20 protein-coding genes are annotated in these 21,858 nt (G+C 65.3%); 8 read left to right on the top strand and 12 right to left on the bottom strand.

Going from position 1 to position 21,858, the window contains the following annotated elements:
- A partial coding sequence (locus tag P0Y43_RS04775) for a methyl-accepting chemotaxis protein (RefSeq protein WP_275636159.1) occupies nucleotides 1–1,535 on the bottom strand: 1,535 nt, incomplete at its 3' end.
- Nucleotides 1,536–1,803: 268 nt separating this feature from the next.
- On the bottom strand, nucleotides 1,804–2,691 hold the full coding sequence (ypfJ, locus tag P0Y43_RS04770) for a KPN_02809 family neutral zinc metallopeptidase (protein ID WP_275636158.1): 888 nt from the start codon (nucleotides 2,689–2,691) through the stop codon (nucleotides 1,804–1,806).
- A gap of 220 nt (nucleotides 2,692–2,911) precedes the next feature.
- Here ypfJ and pcaH point away from each other — a divergent pair, with 220 nt between their 5' ends.
- Complete coding sequence (gene pcaH / locus P0Y43_RS04765) at nucleotides 2,912–3,631, top strand: protocatechuate 3,4-dioxygenase subunit beta (protein WP_275636157.1); 720 nt, start codon at nucleotides 2,912–2,914, stop codon at nucleotides 3,629–3,631.
- A gap of 11 nt (nucleotides 3,632–3,642) precedes the next feature.
- Nucleotides 3,643–4,248 carry a protocatechuate 3,4-dioxygenase subunit alpha gene (gene pcaG, locus P0Y43_RS04760; RefSeq protein WP_275636156.1) on the top strand — a complete coding sequence of 202 codons (606 nt, stop codon included), beginning with the start codon at nucleotides 3,643–3,645 and terminating at the stop codon, nucleotides 4,246–4,248.
- A gap of 92 nt (nucleotides 4,249–4,340) precedes the next feature.
- Here the strand turns inward: pcaG and P0Y43_RS04755 are convergent, their stop codons facing one another.
- The 5 genes from P0Y43_RS04755 to P0Y43_RS04735 all read right to left on the bottom strand — a co-directional run bounded on the left by P0Y43_RS04755 (nucleotide 4,341) and on the right by P0Y43_RS04735 (nucleotide 9,662).
- Nucleotides 4,341–4,778, bottom strand: a complete 438-nt coding sequence (locus tag P0Y43_RS04755) for a cupin domain-containing protein (RefSeq protein WP_275636155.1) — start codon at nucleotides 4,776–4,778, stop codon at nucleotides 4,341–4,343.
- A gap of 103 nt (nucleotides 4,779–4,881) precedes the next feature.
- Nucleotides 4,882–5,787 (bottom strand): LysR family transcriptional regulator, encoded by a 906-nt coding sequence (locus P0Y43_RS04750; RefSeq protein ID WP_275636154.1) that lies wholly within the window; start codon nucleotides 5,785–5,787, stop codon nucleotides 4,882–4,884.
- Between the two features lie 62 nt (nucleotides 5,788–5,849).
- Nucleotides 5,850–6,935 (bottom strand): tRNA (uridine(54)-C5)-methyltransferase TrmA, encoded by a 1,086-nt coding sequence (gene trmA / locus P0Y43_RS04745; RefSeq protein WP_275636153.1) that lies wholly within the window; start codon nucleotides 6,933–6,935, stop codon nucleotides 5,850–5,852.
- Nucleotides 6,932–8,227 (bottom strand): NCS2 family permease, encoded by a 1,296-nt coding sequence (locus P0Y43_RS04740; protein ID WP_275636152.1) that lies wholly within the window; start codon nucleotides 8,225–8,227, stop codon nucleotides 6,932–6,934. Before P0Y43_RS04740 ends, trmA begins: the two co-directional genes overlap by 4 nt.
- Nucleotides 8,228–8,441: 214 nt before the next feature.
- Entirely contained in the window at nucleotides 8,442–9,662 is a 1,221-nt protein-coding gene (locus P0Y43_RS04735; protein ID WP_275636151.1) for an MFS transporter, read from the bottom strand.
- Nucleotides 9,663–10,040: 378 nt separating this feature from the next.
- On the opposite strand from P0Y43_RS04735, the gene P0Y43_RS04730 reads away from it, so the two are divergent.
- Genes P0Y43_RS04730 through P0Y43_RS04720 form a run of 3 tightly spaced genes read left to right on the top strand, consistent with a single transcriptional unit; the run spans nucleotide 10,041 to nucleotide 12,640 of the window.
- A complete protein-coding gene (locus P0Y43_RS04730) occupies nucleotides 10,041–11,477 on the top strand; it encodes a cytochrome ubiquinol oxidase subunit I (RefSeq protein ID WP_275636150.1) in 1,437 nt (478 codons plus the stop codon).
- 2 nt (nucleotides 11,478–11,479) lie between these two features.
- A complete protein-coding gene (gene cydB, locus P0Y43_RS04725; protein WP_275636149.1) occupies nucleotides 11,480–12,487 on the top strand; it encodes a cytochrome d ubiquinol oxidase subunit II in 1,008 nt (335 codons plus the stop codon).
- Nucleotides 12,488–12,499: 12 nt separating this feature from the next.
- Complete coding sequence (locus P0Y43_RS04720) at nucleotides 12,500–12,640, top strand: DUF2474 domain-containing protein (RefSeq protein ID WP_275636148.1); 141 nt, start codon at nucleotides 12,500–12,502, stop codon at nucleotides 12,638–12,640.
- 43 nt (nucleotides 12,641–12,683) lie between these two features.
- Here P0Y43_RS04720 and P0Y43_RS04715 read toward each other — a convergent pair whose 3' ends face one another.
- Together P0Y43_RS04715 and P0Y43_RS04710 are read right to left on the bottom strand one after the other, a co-directional pair.
- A complete protein-coding gene (locus tag P0Y43_RS04715) occupies nucleotides 12,684–13,808 on the bottom strand; it encodes a methyltransferase (RefSeq protein WP_275636147.1) in 1,125 nt (374 codons plus the stop codon).
- A gap of 99 nt (nucleotides 13,809–13,907) precedes the next feature.
- Nucleotides 13,908–14,624 carry an autoinducer binding domain-containing protein gene (locus P0Y43_RS04710; protein ID WP_275636146.1) on the bottom strand — a complete coding sequence of 239 codons (717 nt, stop codon included), beginning with the start codon at nucleotides 14,622–14,624 and terminating at the stop codon, nucleotides 13,908–13,910.
- Between the two features lie 192 nt (nucleotides 14,625–14,816).
- Between P0Y43_RS04710 and P0Y43_RS04705 the strand changes: the two genes are divergently transcribed.
- Nucleotides 14,817–15,593 (top strand): ferredoxin--NADP reductase, encoded by a 777-nt coding sequence (locus P0Y43_RS04705; RefSeq protein WP_275636145.1) that lies wholly within the window; start codon nucleotides 14,817–14,819, stop codon nucleotides 15,591–15,593.
- Nucleotides 15,594–15,664: 71 nt separating this feature from the next.
- Here the strand turns inward: P0Y43_RS04705 and mscL are convergent, their stop codons facing one another.
- Entirely contained in the window at nucleotides 15,665–16,075 is a 411-nt protein-coding gene (gene mscL, locus P0Y43_RS04700; protein WP_275636144.1) for a large-conductance mechanosensitive channel protein MscL, read from the bottom strand.
- 176 nt (nucleotides 16,076–16,251) lie between these two features.
- Between mscL and radA the strand changes: the two genes are divergently transcribed.
- Nucleotides 16,252–17,619 carry a DNA repair protein RadA gene (gene radA / locus P0Y43_RS04695; RefSeq protein ID WP_275636143.1) on the top strand — a complete coding sequence of 456 codons (1,368 nt, stop codon included), beginning with the start codon at nucleotides 16,252–16,254 and terminating at the stop codon, nucleotides 17,617–17,619.
- Nucleotides 17,620–17,741: 122 nt separating this feature from the next.
- On the opposite strand, the gene P0Y43_RS04690 is transcribed toward radA, so the two are convergent.
- Both P0Y43_RS04690 and P0Y43_RS04685 read right to left on the bottom strand, forming a co-directional pair.
- Nucleotides 17,742–19,259, bottom strand: coding sequence for a nucleobase:cation symporter-2 family protein (locus P0Y43_RS04690; protein ID WP_275636142.1), 1,518 nt, complete (start codon nucleotides 19,257–19,259; stop codon nucleotides 17,742–17,744).
- Between the two features lie 262 nt (nucleotides 19,260–19,521).
- Nucleotides 19,522–19,887, bottom strand: a complete 366-nt coding sequence (locus P0Y43_RS04685) for a PilZ domain-containing protein (protein WP_275636141.1) — start codon at nucleotides 19,885–19,887, stop codon at nucleotides 19,522–19,524.
- Between the two features lie 157 nt (nucleotides 19,888–20,044).
- Here P0Y43_RS04685 and P0Y43_RS04680 point away from each other — a divergent pair.
- A partial coding sequence (locus P0Y43_RS04680) for a carbon starvation CstA family protein (RefSeq protein WP_275636140.1) occupies nucleotides 20,045–21,858 on the top strand: 1,814 nt, incomplete at its 3' end.

Here is a 21,858-nt window from a genome sequence, read left to right as displayed (position 1 = left end):
CGCACTTCGTCGGCGACCACGGCGAAACCGCGCCCGGCTTCACCCGCGCGGGCCGCCTCGATGGCGGCGTTGAGCGCCAGCAGGTTGGTCTGCTCGGCGACCGACTTGATCACGTCCATCACGCTGCCGATCTTCTGGCTTTCCTGCTGCAACAGGTTCATCGCCTCGGTAGAGCGATGCACCTCGGCGGCCAGGCGCTCGATCTGGCTGATCGCCTCACCGACCACGCGGTCGCCGGCGCGGGCTTCGCCGTCGGCGTTGGTGGCGGCATGCGAAGCCTGTTCGGCGTTGCGCGCCACTTCCTGGACGGTGGCGGCCATCTCGTGCATGGCGGTGGCCACCTGGTCGGTCTCGACCTTCTGGCTGTTGGCGCCGGCGCTGGTCTGCTCGGTGACCGCCGAGAGCTCCTCGGCGGCGCTGGCGATCTGGGTGACACCGTCGCGGATGCCGGTGATCAGGTCGCGCAGGGTGGTGCCCATGCGTGCGATGCCTTGCTGCAGCACGCCCAGCTCGTCGCGGCGGGTGACGCGCAGGTCCTGGGTGAGGTCGCCGCTGGCGATCTTCTCCACCACCACCAGGGTCTCGCGCAGCGGGCGGGTGATCTGGCGGGTGATGATCACTGCGGCAAGCACGCCGAACAGCAAGGCCAGCAGCGTGGCGATCGATTGCAGGGTGCGGGCTTGGGCGCTCTCGTTGTCGCGGCGTTCGAGCTGGATCTTGTACAGGTCGTCACTGCGCTTGACGATGTCGGCGCCCTGGGTGGTCATTTCCTGGCGGGCCACGGCGATGCTGGCGGTGGCGTCGCGGAACTGGCGCACGGCGTCGCGGTAGCTCAGCACCGCGGCTTCGAACTGCTGGACGCGCGTAGCGTCGTTGGGCAGTTGGCGCTTGAGGCCATCGATCTCGGCCAGGGCGTTGTCGAGCTGGCGCAAGGCGGCCTGCTCGGTGGCGCTGTTGAGGTCGGCGATGTAGCTGCGCACGTCCAGGCGCACCTGGGCCAGTTGCTGCTTGGCCGTGCTGATCAGCAGGTACTGGCGCAGGCCGCTGTTGTCGCCTTCGGCGCGGGTGATCACATCGGCGCCGATGGCGTCGATCGCTTCGGTGGCCTTCTGTGCGGCCTCGTTCATGGCATCGCGCGCGGCGAGACCGGTCTTGTAGCCCTGGCGCATCTTGTCCAGCGATACCCGGTATTGGGCGATGATGTCGCTCAGCTCGCGCAGCAGCTTGAGGTTCTCCGGGCTCTTGAACGTGGCCAGCAGGTGCTGCTGCTGGGCGCTGAAGGTCTCCAGCTTGGTCTGCACGTTGGCCGCCGCGGTGTCGTCACCGTTGGTCAGCATGTATTGCAGGCGCGCGACGCGCAGGTTGGTCAGGTCGGTGTTGAGCTTGGTGATGTCGCTCATCCAGTTGCTGCGGTTGATCAGACTGCCGACGCTGTTCCAGCCGGTGAGGGCCAGCAGGCCGGTCAGTAGCAGGACCAGGCCGAAACCCAGCCCGAGTTTAAGGTTGACGCTGATATTGGCAAACCAGCTGTTCATGCACGCTCTCCAGAAAATGATTTCGCTCGCTTGATCTCACATCGCTGGGCGTTGTTTTTGTAGGGGCCCGCTGATTAGTACACAGGTTTATCGGCCGCAATTGCGGGAGCTGAAACGGTTTTCAGCTGATTTATGAAAGATGAGAATGGTTGCTGACTGGGTGGGGTTCATCGCGGGGCAAGCCCGTTCCTGCAGATTCACCGCAGGTGCTGAAAACGCTGTCGTACCTGCACGCGCGGGCTTGCCCCGCGATGGGACCGCCTGGTCGCTACAGGCTACTGGCGCCAAACGTGTCGCAACGGTTCACATCGCCACTGCCGAAGCCGGTCTTGAACCAGCGCACCCGCTGCGCCGAGGTGCCATGGGTGAACGAATCAGGCACCACACGGCCCTGGCCCTTCTGTTGCAGGCGGTCGTCGCCGATGGCATTGGCGGCGTTCAGGGCTTCTTCCACATCCCCTGGTTCCAGCCAGTTCAGGCGCTTCTGCGCCTGGAAGGCCCAGACGCCAGCCAGGCAATCGGCCTGCAACTCCTGGCGCACCAGCAGGCCGTTGTCGCCCTCCAGGCGCTGGCCGTTGCGCCGCGCAGCGTCGACCTTGGCCGAAACGCCGAGCAGGGTCTGCACATGGTGGCCGATCTCGTGGGCGATCACGTAGGCCTGGGCGAAGTCGCCAGCGGCGGCGAAACGGGTTTCCATTTCGCGGAAGAACGACATGTCCAGGTACACGCGCTGGTCGCCCGGGCAGTAGAAGGGGCCGACGGCCGAGGAGGCGAAGCCGCAGGCGGAGTTGACCTGGCCGCTGAACAGCACCAGCTTGGGCTCGCGGTATTGCTTGCCGGCCTGGGCGAACAGGGCTTTCCAGGTGTCTTCGGTGTCACCGAGGATCGAGGCGACGAACTCGGCCTGTTCGTCGTTGGCCGGTGGCGCCTTGCCGCCGGCACCGGCGGGCGCCTGTTGCTGCTGTTCCATCTGTCCGGCGAGCTGGCCGAGGATCTGCAGCGGGTCCTGGCCGGTGAGCCAGCCGATGCCGACGATCAGCAGGATCGCACCCAGCCCCAGGCCCTTGCCGCCGCCGAAGCGCATGCCGCCACCGCCACCGCCTTCGCCGCGGGCGTCGACCACGTTGTCGCTGCGTCGGCCTTTTCGCCAGTCCATGTGGGGGTCTCCGTTGGGGCTGTGGGTGTCAGTTCCGGCCCTATCGCGGGGCCCGAGCAGACAAAAGCGTAGCCCACCCCTGCCACAATCGCTTAAACATAACCAAAAGGTTATGTATTGGCCGGTTATTTTCAGTATTCACCGCTCGCGACCTATCGGAAACTGCAAGTCCGCCTGCCACGCACAGGCGCACCCGATAATTCCAAGAGAGGAGAACGGCATGCCCGCCCAGGACAGCAGCCGCTTCGTGATCCGTGATCGCAACTGGCACCCCAAGGCTTTCACGCCCGACTACAAGACCTCCATCGCCCGCTCCCCGCGGCAGGCGCTGGTGAGCATCCCACAGTCGATCAGCGAAACCACCGGCCCGGATTTTTCGCACCTGGGCTTCGGCCCCCACGACCATGACCTGTTGCTGAACTTCAACAACGGCGGCCTGCCGATCGGTGAGCGCATCATCCTCGCCGGGCGGGTCGTCGACCAATACGGCCACCCCGTGCCCCACACCCTGGTGGAAATCTGGCAGGCCAACGCAGGCGGGCGCTACCGCCACAAGAACGACCGCTACCTGGCACCGCTCGACCCGAATTTCGGCGGCGTCGGCCGCTGCCTCACCGACCGTGACGGCTTCTACAGCTTCCGCACCATCAAGCCCGGCCCATACCCCTGGCGCAACGGCCCCAACGATTGGCGCCCGGCGCACGTGCACGTGTCGGTGAGTGGCCCGGCGATCGCCACCAAGCTGATCACCCAGCTGTACTTCGAGGGCGACCCGCTGATCCCGCTGTGCCCGATCGTCAAGTCGATCGCCAACCCCGACGCCGTGCAGCAACTGATCGCCAAGCTCGACATGGGCAACGCCAACCCCATGGACTGCCTGGCCTACCGCTTCGACATCGTGCTGCGCGGCCAGCGCAAGACCCACTTCGAGAACTGCTGAGGAGCCCCGTCATGCCTATCGAACTGCTGCCGGAGACCCCCTCGCAGACCGCCGGCCCCTACGTGCACATCGGCCTGGCCCTGGAAGCGGCGGGCAACCCGACCCGCGACCAGGAAATCTGGAACCGCCTGGCCAAGCCCGACGCCCCCGGTGAGCACATCCTGCTGATCGGCCAGGTGTACGACGGCAACGGCCACCTGGTGCGCGACTCGTTCCTGGAGGTCTGGCAGGCCGACGCCAATGGCGACTACCACGACCAGTTCAACCTGGAAAACGCCTTCAACAGTTTCGGCCGTACCGCCACCACCTTCGATGCCGGCGAGTGGACGCTGCACACGGTCAAGCCGGGCGTGGTGAACAACGCGGCGGGCGTGCCGATGGCGCCGCACATCAACCTCAGCCTGTTTGCCCGGGGCATCAACATTCACCTGCACACGCGGCTGTATTTCGACGATGAGGCCGAGGCCAACGGCAAGTGCCCGGTGCTCAACCTGATCGAGCAGCCGCAGCGGCGCGAGACCCTGGTGGCCAGGCGTTGCGAGGTGGAGGGGAAGACGGCGTATCGCTTCGATATCCGTATTCAGGGGGAAGGGGAGACGGTGTTCTTCGATTTCTGAGTATGCCCGGGGCCGCTTCGCGCCCCATCGCGGTACAAGGCCGCTCCCACAGGAACCGTGTGAACCTGTCGGCGCGGCCCCGCGCTCATGCGTCAGCCTTTGGCCGGCACCAGGTCGAACGCATCTTCCTGGTACTGGAACAACAGGCAATCCGCTGCGGCGGTGCAGCCGCTCTCATGCACCAGTTCTGCCGGCAGCTTGTAGTAGGAGCCAGCCGGGAACTCGGTGCGCTTGCCATCGATCACGGCATAGAAGGTGCCCTTGAGCACCACGGTCGGCAAAGCCTGGCTGTGGGTGTGCAGGCCGTTGTCGGTGCCTTTGCTGAACTTGACGAACGCCGAGTAGGGGCCCTTGCCGAACAGGTCGCCTTCGACGTTGGCGTAGCTGACTGCGCCTTTGGTTCCTTCGACCTGCTGCCATTTCAGGGTGCTGCTGTCCGGCACGGAGATCAGTGCGCCATTCGCCGCTAGGGCAAGGCCCGAGACGACGCTGAGGGTGAGGCCGGCAACGATTGCATGCAGTGCTTTCATGATGTGGCTCCTTCGCCAAATGAATAGGTGGCGAAGACTAAACAAATAGGTTGTGCACAAATACGGCTTCGACGAGTCAAGAGTTGTGCAATAAATGCACTAATTAGGGCTGCCAGCGCGGTTTGGCATAGTACGCCTGCACATAATCAAGCAGGGCGCGTACTTTGGGCGCCAGGTAACGGCTCTGTGGATAGATTGCATACAAGCTGCGTGCGGGCAGCCGCCAGCCGGGGAGGACGGACACCAGCCGACCCGCCTGCAAGGCGTCGTGGACGATGAAGCGATCGAAGCTGGCGATGCCCAGCCCGCCGATGGCGGCAGCCCGCAGGGCCATCGGTGAGTTGGCGCTCAGCTGTTGTGGCATTAGCACTTCGCACGTCTCGGCGGCGGGGCCTTGCAGGCGCAGGCGTTGCGGGTGGGACAACTGGTTGTAGCCCAGCAGTGGGTGCTTGGGCAGCTCATCGGGGCTGTTCGGGGTGCCATGACGTTGCAGGTACGCGGGCGCGGCCACCAGCAGCACTTCACTGGGCGCCAGTTTACGGGCCACCAGGCTCGAATCGGGCAGGTGATCGGTCACGCGCAGGCAAACATCCGCCTCTTCTTCCAGCAGGTCGATGAAGCGGTCGCTGCAGTTCAGCTCGATCCGCAGGCCAGGGTGGTGCTCGACGAAGTCCGGCAGCCAGTGACCCAGCTCCAGCTCGCCGAAGGCGGTCGACACGCCGAGGCGCAGCGTGCCGGTAGGCTGTTGCTGGTGCTCGGAAAGTTCCAGAGCGATGGCCTGCATCTGCTCGAGGATCTGCACGCAGTGGCGATAGTACAGGGTGCCGGCCTCGGTCGGTTGCAAGCGCCGGGTCGTGCGGTTGAGCAGCTGCAGGCCGAGGTGGCGTTCGAGATTCTTTACCTGGCGCGACAGGAGGGTGTGAGACACCCCCGCCTGGCTGGCAGCGGCGCTGAAGCTGCCGAGCTCGACCACCCGGCGGAAGGTGTGCATGGCGGTCAATTGGTCCATCGGCACCTCGCTCCTTCGATTTGCGACAGGCGGCCTCGCCGCGGGGCAAGGCCGTCACCGATTCAGCGCCGGACCAGCAGCACCCCGCTTTCCATGTGATGGGTATAGGGGAACTGGTCGAACAGTGCGCAGCGTTCGATACGGTGGGTATCGTGCAGCTGGGCGATATTCTGCGCCAGGGTCTCGGGGTTGCACGAGATATACAGGATGCGCTCGAAGCGCCGGGTCAGCTCGCAGGTGTCCGGGTCCATGCCGGCGCGCGGCGGGTCGACGAACACGGTGCCGAAGTCATAGGCCTTCAGGTCGATGCCTTCCAGGCGACGGAACGGGCGCACGTCGTTCAGGGCCTGGGTCAGCTCTTCGGCCGACAGGCGCACCAGGCGCACGTTGTCGATGCCGTTCTCGTCCAGGTTGTGCAGCGCGGCATTCACCGAGGTCTTGCTGATCTCGGTGGCCAGTACCTGGCGCACGCGGGTGGCCAGGGGCAGGGTGAAGTTGCCGTTGCCGCAGTACAGTTCCAGCAGGTCGTCATCGCGCTCACCGAGGGCGTCGAAGGCCCACCCCAGCATCTTCTGGTTCACTGCGCCGTTGGGCTGGGTGAACGCGCCTTCCGGCTGGCGATAGCTGAAGGCGCGCCCGGCGATGTCGAGTTTTTCCAGCGCGTAGTCACGGCCGACCACCAGGCGCTTGCCCTTGGAACGGCCGATCACGCTGACGTCGAGGTCCGCCGCCAACTGCCGGGCCGCCGCTTCCCAGGCTTCGTCCAGCGGGCGGTGGTAGCACAGGGTGATCATCGCATCGCCCGCCAGGGTGGTCAGGAACTCCACCTGGAACAGGCGATTGCCCAGCGCCTCGCTGGCCTGCCAGGCCGCTTTCAGGCGCGGCATCAGGGCGTTGATGCGCTGGCTGGCGATGGGGAAGTCGTCGATCAGGATCGCCTTGTGTTTCTCACCCGGGGCGAACATCGCATAGTGGCGCTGGCCGTCCTCGCGCCACAGGCGAAACTCCGCCCGCAGGCGGTAGTGCTCGCGTGGCGAGTCGAACAGCGCCGGCGCCGGGGCGTCGAACGGCGCCAGCAGCTCGCGCAGGCGCGCGGCCTTGGCGTCGAGCTGGGTGGCGTAGGCGGAAGGGTCGAAGACAGCACTCATGCGTTGAACCAGCCCAGCTTGATCACGAACAGGATGGAGAGGATCACCAGCGCCGAGTTCAGGTCGCGGTAGCGACCGGAGATCAGCTTCACGGCGGTCCAGGCGATGAAGCCGAAGGCGATGCCGTTGGCGATCGAGTAGGTCAGCGGCATGGCCAGGGCGGTCACCACCACCGGTGCCGCTTCGGTGACGTCGTCCCAGTTTATTTCCGCCAGGCCCGAGGCCATCAGCACCGCGACGAACAGCAGCGCCGGGGCGGTGGCGAAGGCCGGCACGCTGCCGGCCAGCGGCGCGAAGAACAGCGCCAGCAGGAACAGGATGGCCACCACGATGGCGGTCAGGCCCGTGCGGCCACCGGCGCTGACGCCTGCGGCCGACTCGATGTAGCTGGTGGTGGTCGAGGTGCCCAGCAGGGAGCCTGCCATGGCGGCGGTGCTGTCGGCGATCAGCGCGCGGCCCATTTTCGGCATGTGGCCGTCCTTGCCCATCAGCCCGGCGCGCTTGGCCACGCCGATCAGGGTGCCGGAGTTGTCGAACAGGTCGACGAACAGGAAGGCGAAGATCACGCTCACCAGGCCCACGTCCAGCGCCCCGGCGATGTCCAGTTGGAGGAAGGTCGGGGCCAGCGACGGCGGCATGGAGACGATGCCGCCGAACGGGGTGACGCCCAGCAGGATCGAGGCCAGGGTCACCACCAGGATGCCGATCAGCACCGCGCCACGCACCTTCAGGGCTTCCAGGCCGACGATCAGGAAGAAGCCGAGGGTGGCTAGGATTGGCGCGGGTTGCTTGAGGTCGCCCAGGCCGACCAGGGTGGCCGGGTTGTCGACCACGATGCCGGCGTTGTGCAGGGCGATCAACGCCAGGAACAGGCCGATGCCCGCGGCGATGGCCGAGCGCAGCGGCAGCGGGATGCTGTTCACGATCCACTCGCGGATACGGAAGATCGACAGCAGGAAGAACAGCACCGCCGAGAGGAATACCGCGCCCAGGGCCACCTGCCAGGTGTGGCCCATGTGCAGCACTACGGTGTAGGTGAAGAAAGCGTTCAGGCCCATGCCCGGCGCCAGGGCGATCGGGTAGTTGGCGATGAGGCCCATGGTCACCGAGCCGATGGCCGCGGCCAGGCACGTGGCGACGAAGATCGCGCCCTTGTCCATGCCGGTCTCGCCGAGGATGCTCGGGTTGACGAACAGGATGTAGGCCATGGCCAGGAAGGTGGTGACGCCCGCGAGAATCTCGGTGCGCACGTTGGTGTTGTGTGCTCTTAGTTGAAACAGCCTTTCCAGCATGCCTGCTCCCCAAGGCGCTCCCGGCGCCGTGAATGTATTCGACCCCAACAGCAAAGCACAGACCGTACCGGACACCGTGGTTTTCGCTGGGGTGGAAAAAAGCCGCGCATCATACCAGCATGGCTGGCGGGGGAATATGGCCGTTCGGGAATGGGGTGTCTGCTGTGGCCCTATCGCGGGCTTGCCCCGCGATAGGGCCACAGCAGACCGACCCTCAACCGCTGTGCATCCGGTCCCGCTGCGCCAGCGTCGGGAACAACTTGATCCACACCCCGGTCACCACCAGCGTGCCCACCCCGCCAAGCACCACCGCCGGCACTGTGCCAAACCAGTGCGCGGTCACTCCCGACTCGAACTCGCCGAGCTGGTTCGAGGCGCCGATGAACAGCCCGTTCACCGCACTCACCCGGCCGCGCATCTCGTCGGGCGTCTCCAACTGCACGAAGGCGCCGCGGATCACCATGCTGATCATGTCCGCCGCGCCCAGCACCACCAGCACGCCGAGGGAGAACCAGAACGAGGTGGATAGGCCAAAGGCGATGGTCGCCACGCCGAACACACCGACCGCAGTGAACATGATCCGCCCGACCTTGCGCTCCACCGGGAAGCGCGCCAGCCACAGCGACATCAGCAGCGCGCCCACCGCCGGTGCCGAGCGCAGCAGGCCCAGGCCCCAGGCACCGGTGAGCAGGATGTCCTTGGCGAACACCGGCAGCAGCGCGGTGGCGCCGCCCAGCAGCACGGCGAACAGGTCCAGGGAGATGGCGCCGAGGATGTCCGGGCGGCTGCGGATGAAACGGATGCCGGCCAGCAGCGACTCCAGGCTGGCGCGGCCCGCTTGCGGCACCTGCGCGCGGGCGTTCAGGGTCAGCATCAGGGTGCAGGCCACGGCGTACAGCAGCACGGTCGGGCCGTACACCCAGAGGCTGCCGAAAGCGTAGAGGAAGCCGCCGACCGCTGGCGCGACGATGGTCGCCGCCTGGGTCGCCGAGGCCGAGGCGGCCACCGCGCGCGGGAACAGCCCCGGCGGCACCACGTTGGGCAGCAGCGCCTGGGTGGCCGGCATCTCGAACGAGCGCGTGGCGCCGAGCAGGAAGGCCAGGGCGAAGATCAGCTCGCGGCTGACGTTGTCGGTGGCACTGCCCAGTGCCAGCACCAGGGCGATCAGGCCTTGCAGGCTCTGGCACAGCGCGGCGACGCGGCGCCGGTCGTAGCGGTCGGCAACGTGGCCGGTGTGCAGCATGAACAGCACGCGCGGGGCGAACTCGACCAGGCCGACCAGGCCCAGGTCCAGCACGTTGCCGGTGAGCTGGTAGAGGTGCCAGCCGATGGCCACGGTGAGCATCTGGAAGCCGCTGGCGGTGAACACGCGGGCCAGCCAGAAGGCGAGGAAGGGGCGGTGGTGACGCAACAGCTGCGGTGCGGACTCGGACATCGGAAAACCTGGAGCCTCAGCCTGGAACGAGGGGCTGCAGGTTACCATCTGTTTGTAACAAATAGTTGCTGAATACCGCCCCGGGCACTTTTTTCACGTTCCGGTAAAGAGGGTGGGGCAACCGGTCACGCGGCAAACGACCACACAACCCGCGCTGACATTCAGGGCTATGCTTTCCAGCAATCGTTGACCTGGGTCAATAGTGCCAGATGCAACGATTGGCCTGGGTGGTCTGTGCCGGCCTCATCGCCATCGATACCAGGCCGGATTCCCTGCGATCGAACAGAACAATTCCAATGCGCGGCACTCGATTACCGTGGGGGCAGTGGGCGCCAAGGCCACATGCCTGGACGCCGGATTACCTGAAGAGGAAGCATTATGTTCGGTTTGGAAGCCCTTGAGCTCGCCCGAATCCAGTTTGCCTTTACCGTGTCCTTCCACATCCTGTTCCCGGCCATCACCATTGGCCTGGCGAGCTACCTGGCCGTCCTCGAAGGCCTTTGGCTGAGAACCGGCAACCAGGTCTACCGTGACCTCTATCACTTCTGGTCGAAGATCTTCGCCGTCAACTTCGGCATGGGCGTGGTGTCCGGCCTGGTCATGGCCTACCAGTTCGGCACCAACTGGAGCCGCTTCTCCGATTTCGCCGGTGCCGTCACCGGGCCTTTGCTGACCTACGAGGTGCTCACCGCGTTCTTCCTCGAAGCGGGCTTCCTCGGCGTCATGTTGTTTGGCTGGAACCGGGTCGGCCGCGGGCTGCACTTCTTCGCCACGGTGATGGTGGCGCTCGGCACGCTGGTCTCGACGTTCTGGATCCTCGCCTCCAACAGCTGGATGCAGACACCCCAGGGCTACGAGATCGTCGATGGCCGGGTGATCCCGGTGGACTGGCTGGCGGTGATCTTCAACCCCTCGTTCCCCTACCGCCTGATGCACATGGCCACCGCCGCGTTCGTCGCCACGGCGTTCTTCGTCGGCGCCTCGGCGGCCTGGCACCTGCTGCGCGGGCGCGACAACCCGGCGGTGCGCAAGATGCTGTCGATGGCCATGTGGATGGCGTTGATCGTGGCGCCGATCCAGGCGGTGATCGGCGACTTCCACGGCCTGAACACGCTCAAGCACCAACCGGTGAAGATCGCCGCCATCGAAGGCCACTGGGAGAACGTGCCCGGCGAGCCGACCCCGCTGATCCTCTTCGGCCTGCCCGACATGAAAGCCGAGACCACCCGCTTCAAGCTGGAGATCCCGGCGCTGGGCAGCTTGATCCTGACCCACAGCCTGGATAAGCAAGTGCCGGCGATGAAGGAGTTCCCGCCCGAGGACCGGCCCAATTCGACCATCGTGTTCTGGTCGTTCCGCATCATGGTCGGGCTCGGCTTGCTGATGATCTTCGTCGGCCTGTGGAGCCTGTGGCTGCGCAAGCGCGGCACCTTGTACAGCTCGCGGCCGTTCCTCTACCTGACGCTGTGGATGGGGCCCTCGGGGTTGGTGGCGATTCTCGCCGGCTGGTTCACCACCGAGGTCGGGCGCCAGCCGTGGGTGGTGTACGGGCTGATGCGCACCGCCGATGGCGTGTCCAACCACAGCTATGCGCAACTGGGGCTGACCCTGGTGATGTTCGTGGTGGTGTACTTCGCGCTGTTCGGCGCAGGCCTGGGCTACATGATGCGCCTGGTGCGCAAGGGGCCGAAGACCGGCGAGGGCGATGAGGTCAACCCGGGAGGGCCTGGGCAGCAGCGCACGCCGGCACGGCCGTTGTCGGCCGCCGACGAGCACGCTGAAACCGAGACCACCAAACCGGCCAAGGGGAACTGACCATGGGTATCGACCTTCCGCTGATCTGGGCCGTGATCATCATCTTCGGCGTGATGATGTACGTGGTGATGGACGGCTTCGACCTCGGCATCGGCATGCTGTTCCCCTTCGTCAAGGGCGAGCGTGACCGCGATGTGATGATGAACACCGTCGCCCCCGTGTGGGACGGCAACGAAACCTGGCTGGTGCTGGGGGGCGCCGGGCTGTTCGGCGCCTTCCCGCTGGCCTATGCGGTGGTGCTCGAGGCGCTGTACCTGCCGCTGATCCTGATGTTGGTGGGGCTGATCTTCCGCGGCGTGGCCTTCGAGTTCCGCTTCAAGGCCAAGGCCGACAAGCGCCACATCTGGGACAAGGCGTTCATCGGCGGTTCGCTGGTGGCCACCTTCTTCCAGGGCGTGGCCCTGGGTGCCTTCATCGAGGGCTTCAAGGTGGTCGACCGCCAGTTCGCCGGTGGCACGCTGGACTGGCTGACGCCGTTCAGCCTGTTCTCCGGGCTGGGGTTGATCGTCGCCTACACCTTGCTGGGTTGCACCTGGCTGATCATGAAGACCGAGGGGCCGCTGCAAAAACAGATGCATGACATCGCCCGGCCGCTGGCGCTGGTGCTGCTGGCGGTGATCGGCGTCGTCAGCCTGTGGACGCCGCTGGCTTACCCGCAGATCGCCGAACGCTGGTTCAGCATGCCCAACCTGGTGTTGTTCATGCCGGTGCCGATCCTGGTGCTGGTGACGTTCTACGGGTTGCTGCGGGCAGTGGCGCGCAATGCCCACTACACGCCGTTCCTGCTGACCTTGGTGTTGATCTTCCTCGGCTACAGCGGGTTGGGGATCAGCCTGTGGCCGAACATCATCCCGCCGTCGATCTCGATCTGGGATGCCGCCGCGCCGCCGCAGAGCCAGGGGTTCATGCTGGTCGGGACGTTGTTCATCCTACCGTTCATCCTGGGGTACACGTTCTGGAGCTACTACGTGTTCCGCGGCAAGGTGACCCATGAAGATGGCTATCACTAGGAGGCGCGCGCGATGAATGTGGAAGAGAAGAAACCGCTGTGGCAGCGCCTGGGCTGGCTGGTGTTGATCTGGGTGCTGAGCGTGGCTGCGCTGGGCCTGGCGGCCTGGGTGATGCGGCTGTTCATGGGGGCGGCGGGGTTGACCACCCATTGACGCGTGGCCATCGCGGGGCAAGCCCGCGATGGGCCCGCGAGACCTACTTGCGCGCCTTGAGCACCACGAACTTCGGTGTCGCCGCCACCTGCTCCACCCCACGGAACAGACGCGCCAGCTTGCTGTGGTAGCCCAGGTGGCGGTTGCCGACGATGTACAGCGCCCCGCCCACCACCAGCGCCTCGCGCGCCTGCTGGAACATGCGCCAGGCGAGGAAGTCACCGACCACCTGCTGCTGGTGGAACGGCGGGTTGCACAGCACCACGTCCAGCGACTGTTTCTCCTGTCCCGCCAGGCCATCGTCCGCGCGAACCTCCACCGCGCGCGCGCCCAGCGCCGCTTGCCAGTTCTCCCGCGCCGACTGCACGGCCATGTACGACTCGTCCACCAACGTGTAGTGCGCATTGGGGTTGGCCAGCGCGCTGGCGATGGCCAGCACGCCGTTGCCGCAGCCTAGGTCCGCCACCCGGGCGTTGCCCAGGTCGCGCGGCAGGTGCGGCAGGAACGCGCGGGTGCCGATGTCCAGGCCTTCGCGGCAGAACACGTTGGCGTGGTTGAGCAGTTCCAGCGCCGGTGTGTCGAGGCGGTAGCGCGTCGGGTAGGGCGAGGCGCTGGCCGGGCGTGGCTCGACGGTGGCGGTGAGCAGGCGTGCCTTTTTCTGTGCCAGCGAAGCCTGCACTGGCCCGATGTACCGCTCCATCAGGTCGCCCGCCGCGCGCGGCAGGTGCTTGATCATCGCGCCAGCGATCACTTGGGCGCCCGGCGCCAGCTGGCCGTGCAGGCGGATCAACTGCTCTTCGAGCAGCGCCAGGGTCTTCGGCACACGCAGCAGCACGCGGTCGAACGGGCCTTGCCAGGCTTCGCTGGCCGGTACGAACGGCACGCTGTCATAGGGCTTGCCATTGCGCGCGAGGTTTTTCTCCAGTGCCAGGCGCGCCAGGTGCGAGTCGCCGCTGCTGACCACTTTCACGTGGTCGCTGAGGCTTGCGGCCAACGCGCCGAAGCTGTCGTTGAGCACCAGCACCCGGCAGTCGGCCCCTGGTGCTTGGCTGGCCAGGTGCTCGAGCAGGTATTGGTCGGCGCTGTCGAAGGCTTGCAGGGGGTCGTCGCGCTGTTCCGGCTGACGAATCAGGTCAAGATCGGCGAAGGGGCTGTTCAGCAGGGGCATGGTCTGGCTCGGAGGGCGGGCGGCCAGCCGTGGACTGTCCACGACTGTGTCGAAACGGGTGATTCTACAGGGGTTTGCCGGTCGGGGGGCGCGCCGGTGTCAGATCAGACCCCGGCTGACGGCGATGGCAATGGCGCCAGCCTTGTTGGCGGCGTTGGTCTTGGAGATCACGCTGCGGATGTGGAAGTTCACCGTGCTGGTCGACAGCGACAGGATGCAGGCTACGTCCGCCGCGGTCTTGCCGACGGCAGACCATTTCAATACTTCCAGTTCGCGCTCGCTGAGTGTGGGCGCCGGGGCCATGCTGGCAAGGTGATGTTCGCTGATCAGGGCGTGCAGCGTGTGGCACAGCCACATGACCTGGGCGGCTTTTTCATAGAACTCGCTGACATCGATCACCCCTTCGGGGCGTGACACGCTCAACTGGCTTTGGTTGTGGCGCAGGTCATGTACCGATTGTGTCCAGCCGTGGCGTAAGCCGTGGCGTAAGCCGTGGCGGCAGGCCAGCGCGCGGAAGTCCGGCGCCTCGTCGTACAGCGCATCCTGCCAGAGTACCGGCAGGGTGCTGCGGTGGCATCTGGCGGCGATCGGGTCCTGCTTGATGAAGGCGGGATCCTGGTAATGGGCATTCCAGTCGTCGGGGTAATTGTTATAGAGGACGATCTGTGGCGGACGGGCGGCCACGTGCAGGTGCAAGGACAAGCCAATATGGACCATGCCGAGATCGTCGACCAGTTGGGCGGCATGATCGAACATATCTTGGGGGTCGCTTCGCTCTAGTAGCGCCTGCAACTGTTGTGTCGTCCAATGCGGCATGATGATGCACTTCCTTGGATCCAAGATGTAGATTGTAGGAAAAGGTTCGGGGGTCGGTGCGAATTTTTCGCTATAGAAGCCGCATCGTTTTCGGAGAATCTATACAAATTTTGTATGAGCCCCTACAAACCCTCGGTGTTCATCCCTGACGGTTTGCGCGAAACTGGGCGGACTCAACTCACGGAGCCCGTCATGACCGCCAGTGCCGACAAGTTCACCCGCCAGACCCTGCTCGATGTCCAGCCTCTGACGCCGAACCTGTTCAGCCTGCGCACCACCCGCGACCCCGGTTTTCGTTTCCGCGCCGGCCAGTTCGCCCGCCTGGGCGTCACCAAGGCCGATGGCAGCGTGGTGTGGCGAGCCTATTCGATGGTCAGTGCGCCGCATGACGAATTCCTCGACTTCTTTTCCATCGTCGTGCCGGGCGGTGAATTCACCAGCGAACTGAGTCGGCTGGGCGAGGGCGACACGCTGTTGATCGATCGCCAGGCATTCGGCTACCTGACCCTGGACCGTTTCGTCGGCGGCCGCGACCTGTGGCTGCTGGCCACCGGCACAGGCATCGCGCCATTCATGTCGATCCTGCAGGACTTCGAGGCCTGGGAGCGTTTCGACAACATCAAGCTGGTGTATTCGGTACGTGAGGCGAAGGAGTTGGCGTACCTGGACGAGATCGCTGGGCTGGAGCAACGCGACTACCTGGCCGAGTTCGCCGGCAAGTTGCAGTTCATTCCGGTGGTGACCCGTGAGGCATACCCGGGGGCGTTGAATGCCCGCATCACCACGCTGATCGAGAATGGCGAGCTGGAGAGGGCGGCGGGGCTTGCGTTGTCGCCGGAGCACTCGCGAATCATGCTGTGCGGCAACCCGCAGATGATCGATGAGACCCGCAAGGTGCTCAAGGCCCGCGACCTGCAACTGAGCCTGAGCAAGCGTCCGGGGCAGGTGGCGGTGGAGAATTACTGGTAGCTACGAGCTACGAGCGGCAAGAGGAAGCAGGGGCGCCGCTGTCTGCTCGCAGCTCGTGGCTCGCAGTTGCTTCATTTCTGATTCTGCACCTTGAGCAGGTCGCGAATCTCGGTCAGCAGCGTTTCCTCCGGGGTCGGCACGGGCGGTGCGCTCGGCGCCACGGCTTCCTCGCGCTTGAGGCGGTTGATCACTTTCACACCCATGAAGATGGCGAAGGCCACGATCACGAAGTCGATCACGGTCTGGATGAACTTGCCATACGCCAGCACCACTGCCGGCACGTCGCCCTCGGCCGCCTTGAGGGTGATGGCCAGGTCGCTGAAGTCCACGCCGCCGATGATCAGCCCCAGTGGCGGCATCACCACGTCGCCCACGAACGACGAGACAATCTTGCCGAAGGCTGCGCCGATGATGATGCCGACCGCCATGTCGACGACGTTGCCCTTGACCGCGAAGGCCTTGAATTCACTGATCATGCCCATGGTTTAATTCCCTGTAACAAATGGATAAGTAGTCGCAGTGTAAGCCAGCTATGCGCTTCATGCCTTCTACAGCTGCAAATGACTGCGGTTAGTGCGAATAGTTTTGTCGCCCATCGGCGCGTCCACGGCACGCCGGCCTCGGCTATCATGGCGAATTTTCCCCAGGAGACCGACCCATGGCCAAGGCCAAGCGCTTGTATGGCTGCACCGAGTGCGGCGCGACCTTCCCCAAATGGGCCGGCCAGTGCGGTGAGTGCGGTGCCTGGAACACCCTGGTCGAGACCATGATCGAAAGCGCCGGCGCCGCCGCGCCCAGCGGGCGTACCGGCTGGACCGGGCAGCAGGCGCAGATCAAGACCCTGGCCGAGGTCAGCGTCGAGGAGATCCCGCGCTTCACCACCAGCAGCACCGAACTGGACCGCGTGCTCGGCGGCGGCCTGGTCGACGGCTCGGTGGTGCTGATCGGCGGCGACCCCGGCATCGGCAAGTCGACCATCCTTCTGCAAACCCTGTGCAACATCGCCACGCGCATGCCGGCGCTGTACGTCACGGGCGAGGAGTCGCAGCAGCAGGTGGCCATGCGCTCGCGGCGCCTGGGCCTGCCCCAGGACCAGCTCAAGGTGATGACCGAAACCTGCATCGAGACGATCATCGCCACCGCGCGTGTGGAAAAGCCACGGGTGATGGTCATCGACTCGATCCAGACCATCTTCACCGAACAGCTGCAGTCGGCGCCGGGCGGCGTGGCCCAGGTGCGCGAGAGCACCGCCTTGCTGGTGCGCTATGCCAAGCAGAGCGGCACGGCGATCTTCCTGGTCGGCCACGTCACCAAGGAGGGCTCGCTGGCCGGCCCCCGTGTGCTGGAGCACATGGTCGACACTGTGTTGTATTTCGAGGGTGAGTCCGATGGCCGCCTGCGCCTGCTGCGGGCGGTGAAGAACCGCTTTGGCGCGGTCAACGAACTGGGTGTGTTCGGCATGACCGATCGCGGCCTGAAAGAGGTCTCCAACCCCTCGGCGATCTTCCTCAACCGCACCCAGGAGGAGGTGCCTGGCAGCGTGGTGATGGCCACCTGGGAAGGCACCCGGCCCATGCTGGTGGAGGTGCAGGCGCTGGTCGACGACAGCCACCTGGCCAACCCGCGCCGGGTCACCCTGGGCCTGGACCAGAACCGCCTGGCCATGCTGCTGGCGGTGCTGCACCGCCACGGCGGCATCCCGACCCATGACCAGGACGTGTTCCTCAACGTGGTCGGCGGGGTCAAGGTGCTGGAAACCGCTTCGGACCTGGCGCTGCTGGCGGCGGTGATGTCGAGCCTGCGCAATCGCCCGTTGGCCCATGGTTTGCTGGTGTTCGGCGAAATCGGCCTGTCGGGCGAGGTGCGCCCGGTGCCCAGCGGCCAGGAACGCTTGAAGGAAGCCGCCAAGCACGGCTTCAAGCGCGCCATCGTGCCCAAGGGCAACGCGCCCAAGGAATCGCCAGCGGGGTTGCAGGTGATCGCCGTGACCCGTCTGGAGCAGGCCTTGGATGCATTGTTCGAGTGATTTCCAACCTGTAGCGTCCCTATCGTGGGGCAAGCCCGCTTCCACAACGCGATAGGGCCTTCAATGAAAAAGGGGAGCCGACGATGCGCGTCGGCCCCCCGCGTTACCCCATCACAGCGCGGTCAATGCTCGGCCATCGCCTTGCGCCTCGGCGTCTCGTTGCCGTGCTCGTCCAGTTCCATGACCGGCACTTCGTTGCCCTCGGCGTCGAACAGCTTGCCATCCTTGAAGTAATCGCCATCACGCAGCGCCGAGATATCCGAATACTGCAGGGTGCGCTCGTAGGCGGCGGCGAACACCGACTGTTGGTCGGAGTTGCCGGCGGTGAAGTGGTTGAAGATCAGGTTCAGCAGGATAGCCATGATCGCCGCCGAGCTGATGCCCGAGTGGAAGATGGTCTCGAACCAGTTGGGGAAGTGGTGGTAGAAGTTCGGCGCGGCGATCGGGATCATGCCGAAACCCAGCGAGGCGGCGACGATGATCAGGTTGACGTTGTTCTTGTAGCTGACCTTCGACAAGGTGCGGATGCCGCTGGCCGCCACGGTGCCGAACAGCACGATGCCCGCGCCGCCGAGCACCGGGGTCGGCACCGCGGCGATCACCCGGCCCATGATTGGCAGCAGGCCCAGCACCACCAGGATCACCCCGCCCGTGGCCACCACGTAGCGGCTCTTCACGCCGGTGACCGCGACCAGGCCGACGTTCTGGGCGAACGCGCTCTGGGTGAACGAGCCAAAGATCGGCGCCAGGATGCTCGAGGCCATGTCGGCGCGCAGGCCATCGCCCAGGCGCTTGGAGTCGACCTTGGTGTCGATGATCTCACCCACCGCGAGGATGTCCGCCGAGGTCTCCACCAGGGTCACCATGATCACGATGCACATCGACAGGATCGCGGCGATGTGGAAGGTCGGCATGCCGAAGTGGAAGGGGCTGGGCAAGGCGAAGATCGGGCCTTCGGTGACCTTGCTGAAATCGGCCATGCCCAGGCTCCAGGCGATCAGCGTGCCGGCCACCATCGCCAGGAGGATCGACAGCCGCGAGATGCTCGCGCTACCCAGCTTGCTCAGCAGCAGCACGATGGCGAAGGTCAGCGCCGCCAGGCCGATGTTGGCCATGCTGCCGAACTCGGGGGAGGCGCTGTTGCCGCCCATCACCCAGCGCGCCGCGACCGGCATCAGCGTCAGGCCGATGGTGGTGATGACGATGCCGGTGACCAGCGGCGGGAAGAACTTGGTGATGCGTGAGAACACCGGGGTGATCAAGAAGCCGATCAGCGACGCAGCCATGACCGCGCCGAGCACTGCGGGCAGGCCGCCGCCGCTCTGGCTGCCGAGGATCGCGCCCATGGTCGCCACGCCCGCGAACGACACGCCTTGCACCAGCGGCAGTTGGCAACCGAAGAATGGCAGGCCGAGCGTTTGCAGCAGGGTGGCCAGGCCACCGGCGAACAATGAGGCGGCGATCAGCAGGCCGATTTCCGCCGGGGCCAGGCCGGCGGCCTGGCCGAGGATCAGCGGTACCGCGACGATCCCACCGTACATGGTCAGGACGTGCTGCAGGCCGTAGGCCAGGTTGGCACCCAGGCCGAGGTTCTCGTCCTCGGGGCGCGGGGCGGGAGACGTGCTGGTGGACGTGGTCATTGGCGCAGGCTCTCTGTTTATTGTTGTGCCGCTACTGTAGACAACTCCCACAAATCATTGCTACATAAAATTGTATACAATTTTTTGATCGGAGCGCCCACAGGGGCTGCATCAAGGTGTCCTCCACCTTGATGCAGGTTGCGTTCCATCTCGACAGGGGCGGTGCTAGAGGGGTGTGTACAAAATCGTGAAGATCACGCAGGAAGCTGTCCATATGGACAGGAAAGTGTGATGAGGCAAGTCGGTAGTAGGCTAAGAGATTTCAATCTTCGATCAATTCGCGCAGCTCACGCATCATTTCGGTGCTGTCGGCCACGTTCAACTCCACAAGACGGTGCAGGTGGGTCATCGAATCGATATCGATGTACAGGCAGACGAAGCCCAGCCGCTGCGGTTCTTCGTGACGCAGTTCAACCTGCATCTGCACCTGGGTCTTCTGGTCGAGATGGACGATCGCTTCGAAATCCTGGGTGAGGTCCGGCTCCCAGTCGTTCGGGCGTTCGATCAACATGCCCTTGAGGGACAGGTCGAGCAGTTTGACTGGCCAGCGCCTGAGGCCCTGGCGCAATTCGGCGGGTGCGTCGAAATCGATGCGCTGGAAGCGCCGGCGTTCGTCGTGGTCGCTCATGGGAAAAGCCCTCCGCGGGACATCCTGACTTGTAGTTTTTCGGTCACACGCCATCGGGCCGCAAAGGCTCTAGGCCAAAGCAAATATGGCAATGCGCGATGACACGCCCTAGACTCGATTGGCGGTCTTATTCCAATCCACCAGCTGGAAGCAAACCATGAACAACAATAATAGCCTGCTACGCCACATACCGTGGCTGGCGCTGGCAGTCCTGGGAGCCTGCGCGCTGGGTGTGGTCGCCCTGCGCCGAGGCGAGGCGATCAATGCCCTGTGGATCGTGGTCGCGGCAGTGGCCATCTACCTCGTTGCCTACCGCTACTACAGCCTGTTCATCGCCACCAAGGTGATGCAGCTCGACCCGCGCCGCGCCACCCCCGCGGTCCTCAACAACGACGGCCTGGACTACGTCCCGACCAACAAGCACATCCTGTTCGGCCATCACTTCGCCGCCATCGCCGGCGCCGGCCCGCTCGTGGGCCCGGTGCTCGCCGCGCAGATGGGCTACCTGCCCGGCACCCTGTGGCTGATCGCCGGGGTGGTGCTGGCCGGCGCGGTGCAGGACTTCATGGTCCTGTTCCTCTCCACCCGCCGCAACGGTCGCTCGCTCGGCGACATGGTGCGCGAGGAGATGGGCCGCATCCCCGGCACCATCGCCCTGTTCGGCTGCTTCCTGATCATGATCATCATCCTCGCGGTGCTGGCGCTGATCGTGGTCAAGGCCCTGGCCGAAAGCCCGTGGGGCATGTTCACGGTGATGGCGACCATCCCGATCGCCATGTTCATGGGCATCTACATGCGCTACATCCGCCCGGGCCGCATCGGCGAGATCTCGCTGATCGGCGTGGTGTTGCTGCTGCTGTCGATCTGGGCCGGCGGCCTGGTCGCGGCCGACCCGGTGTGGGGCCCGGCGTTCACCTTCACCGGCGTGCAGATCACCTGGATGCTGGTCGGCTACGGCTTCGTCGCCGCGGTGCTGCCGGTGTGGCTGGTGCTGGCGCCGCGTGACTACCTGTCGACCTTCCTGAAGATCGGCACCATCGTCGGCCTGGCGATCGGCATCCTGATCCTCGCCCCCGAGCTGAAGATGCCGGCCCTGACCCAGTTCACCGACGGCACGGGCCCGGTGTGGAAGGGCACGCTGTTCCCGTTCCTGTTCATCACCATCGCCTGCGGCGCGGTGTCCGGCTTCCATGCGCTGATCTCCTCGGGTACCACGCCGAAGCTGCTGGACAACGAAACCAACGCCCGCTACATCGGCTACGGCGGCATGCTGATGGAGTCGTTCGTCGCCATCATGGCCATGGTCGCCGCCTCGGTGATCGAGCCGGGCGTGTACTTCGCCATGAACAGCCCGGCCGCAGTGGTCGGCGCCGACGTGGTGTCGGTGGCCAACACCGTCAGCAGCTGGGGCTTCCTGATCACCCCCGAGCAACTGGAAGCGACCGCCCGCGACATCGGCGAGCACACCATCCTGGCCCGCGCCGGCGGTGCGCCGACCTTGGCGGTGGGCATCGCGCAGATCCTCCACCAGGTGCTGCCGGGTGAGAACACCATGGCCTTCTGGTACCACTTCGCGATCCTGTTCGAGGCGTTGTTCATCCTCACCGCAGTGGACGCCGGCACCCGTGCCGGGCGCTTCATGCTGCAGGACCTGCTGGGCAGCTTCGTGCCGGCGCTCAAGCGCACCGAGTCGTGGGGCGCCAACCTGCTGGCCACCGCGGGTTGCGTGACCCTCTGGGGCTACCTGCTGTACCAGGGCGTGATCGACCCGCTGGGGGGCATCAATACCCTGTGGCCGCTGTTCGGCATCTCCAACCAGATGCTGGCGGGCATCGCGCTGATGCTGGGCACCGTGGTGCTGATCAAGATGAAGCGCCAGCGCTACGTGTGGGTGACCCTGCTGCCGGCGGTATGGCTGCTGATCTGCACCACCACCGCCGGCTTGATCAAGCTGTTCGACCCGAACCCGGC

Source organism: Pseudomonas entomophila, from assembly GCF_029193575.1.
Classification (GTDB): Bacteria; Pseudomonadota; Gammaproteobacteria; order Pseudomonadales; family Pseudomonadaceae; genus Aquipseudomonas; species Aquipseudomonas entomophila_G.
The sequence above is the reverse complement of the archived record's forward strand: the minus strand, read 5'-3'. Positions and strand labels throughout refer to the sequence as shown.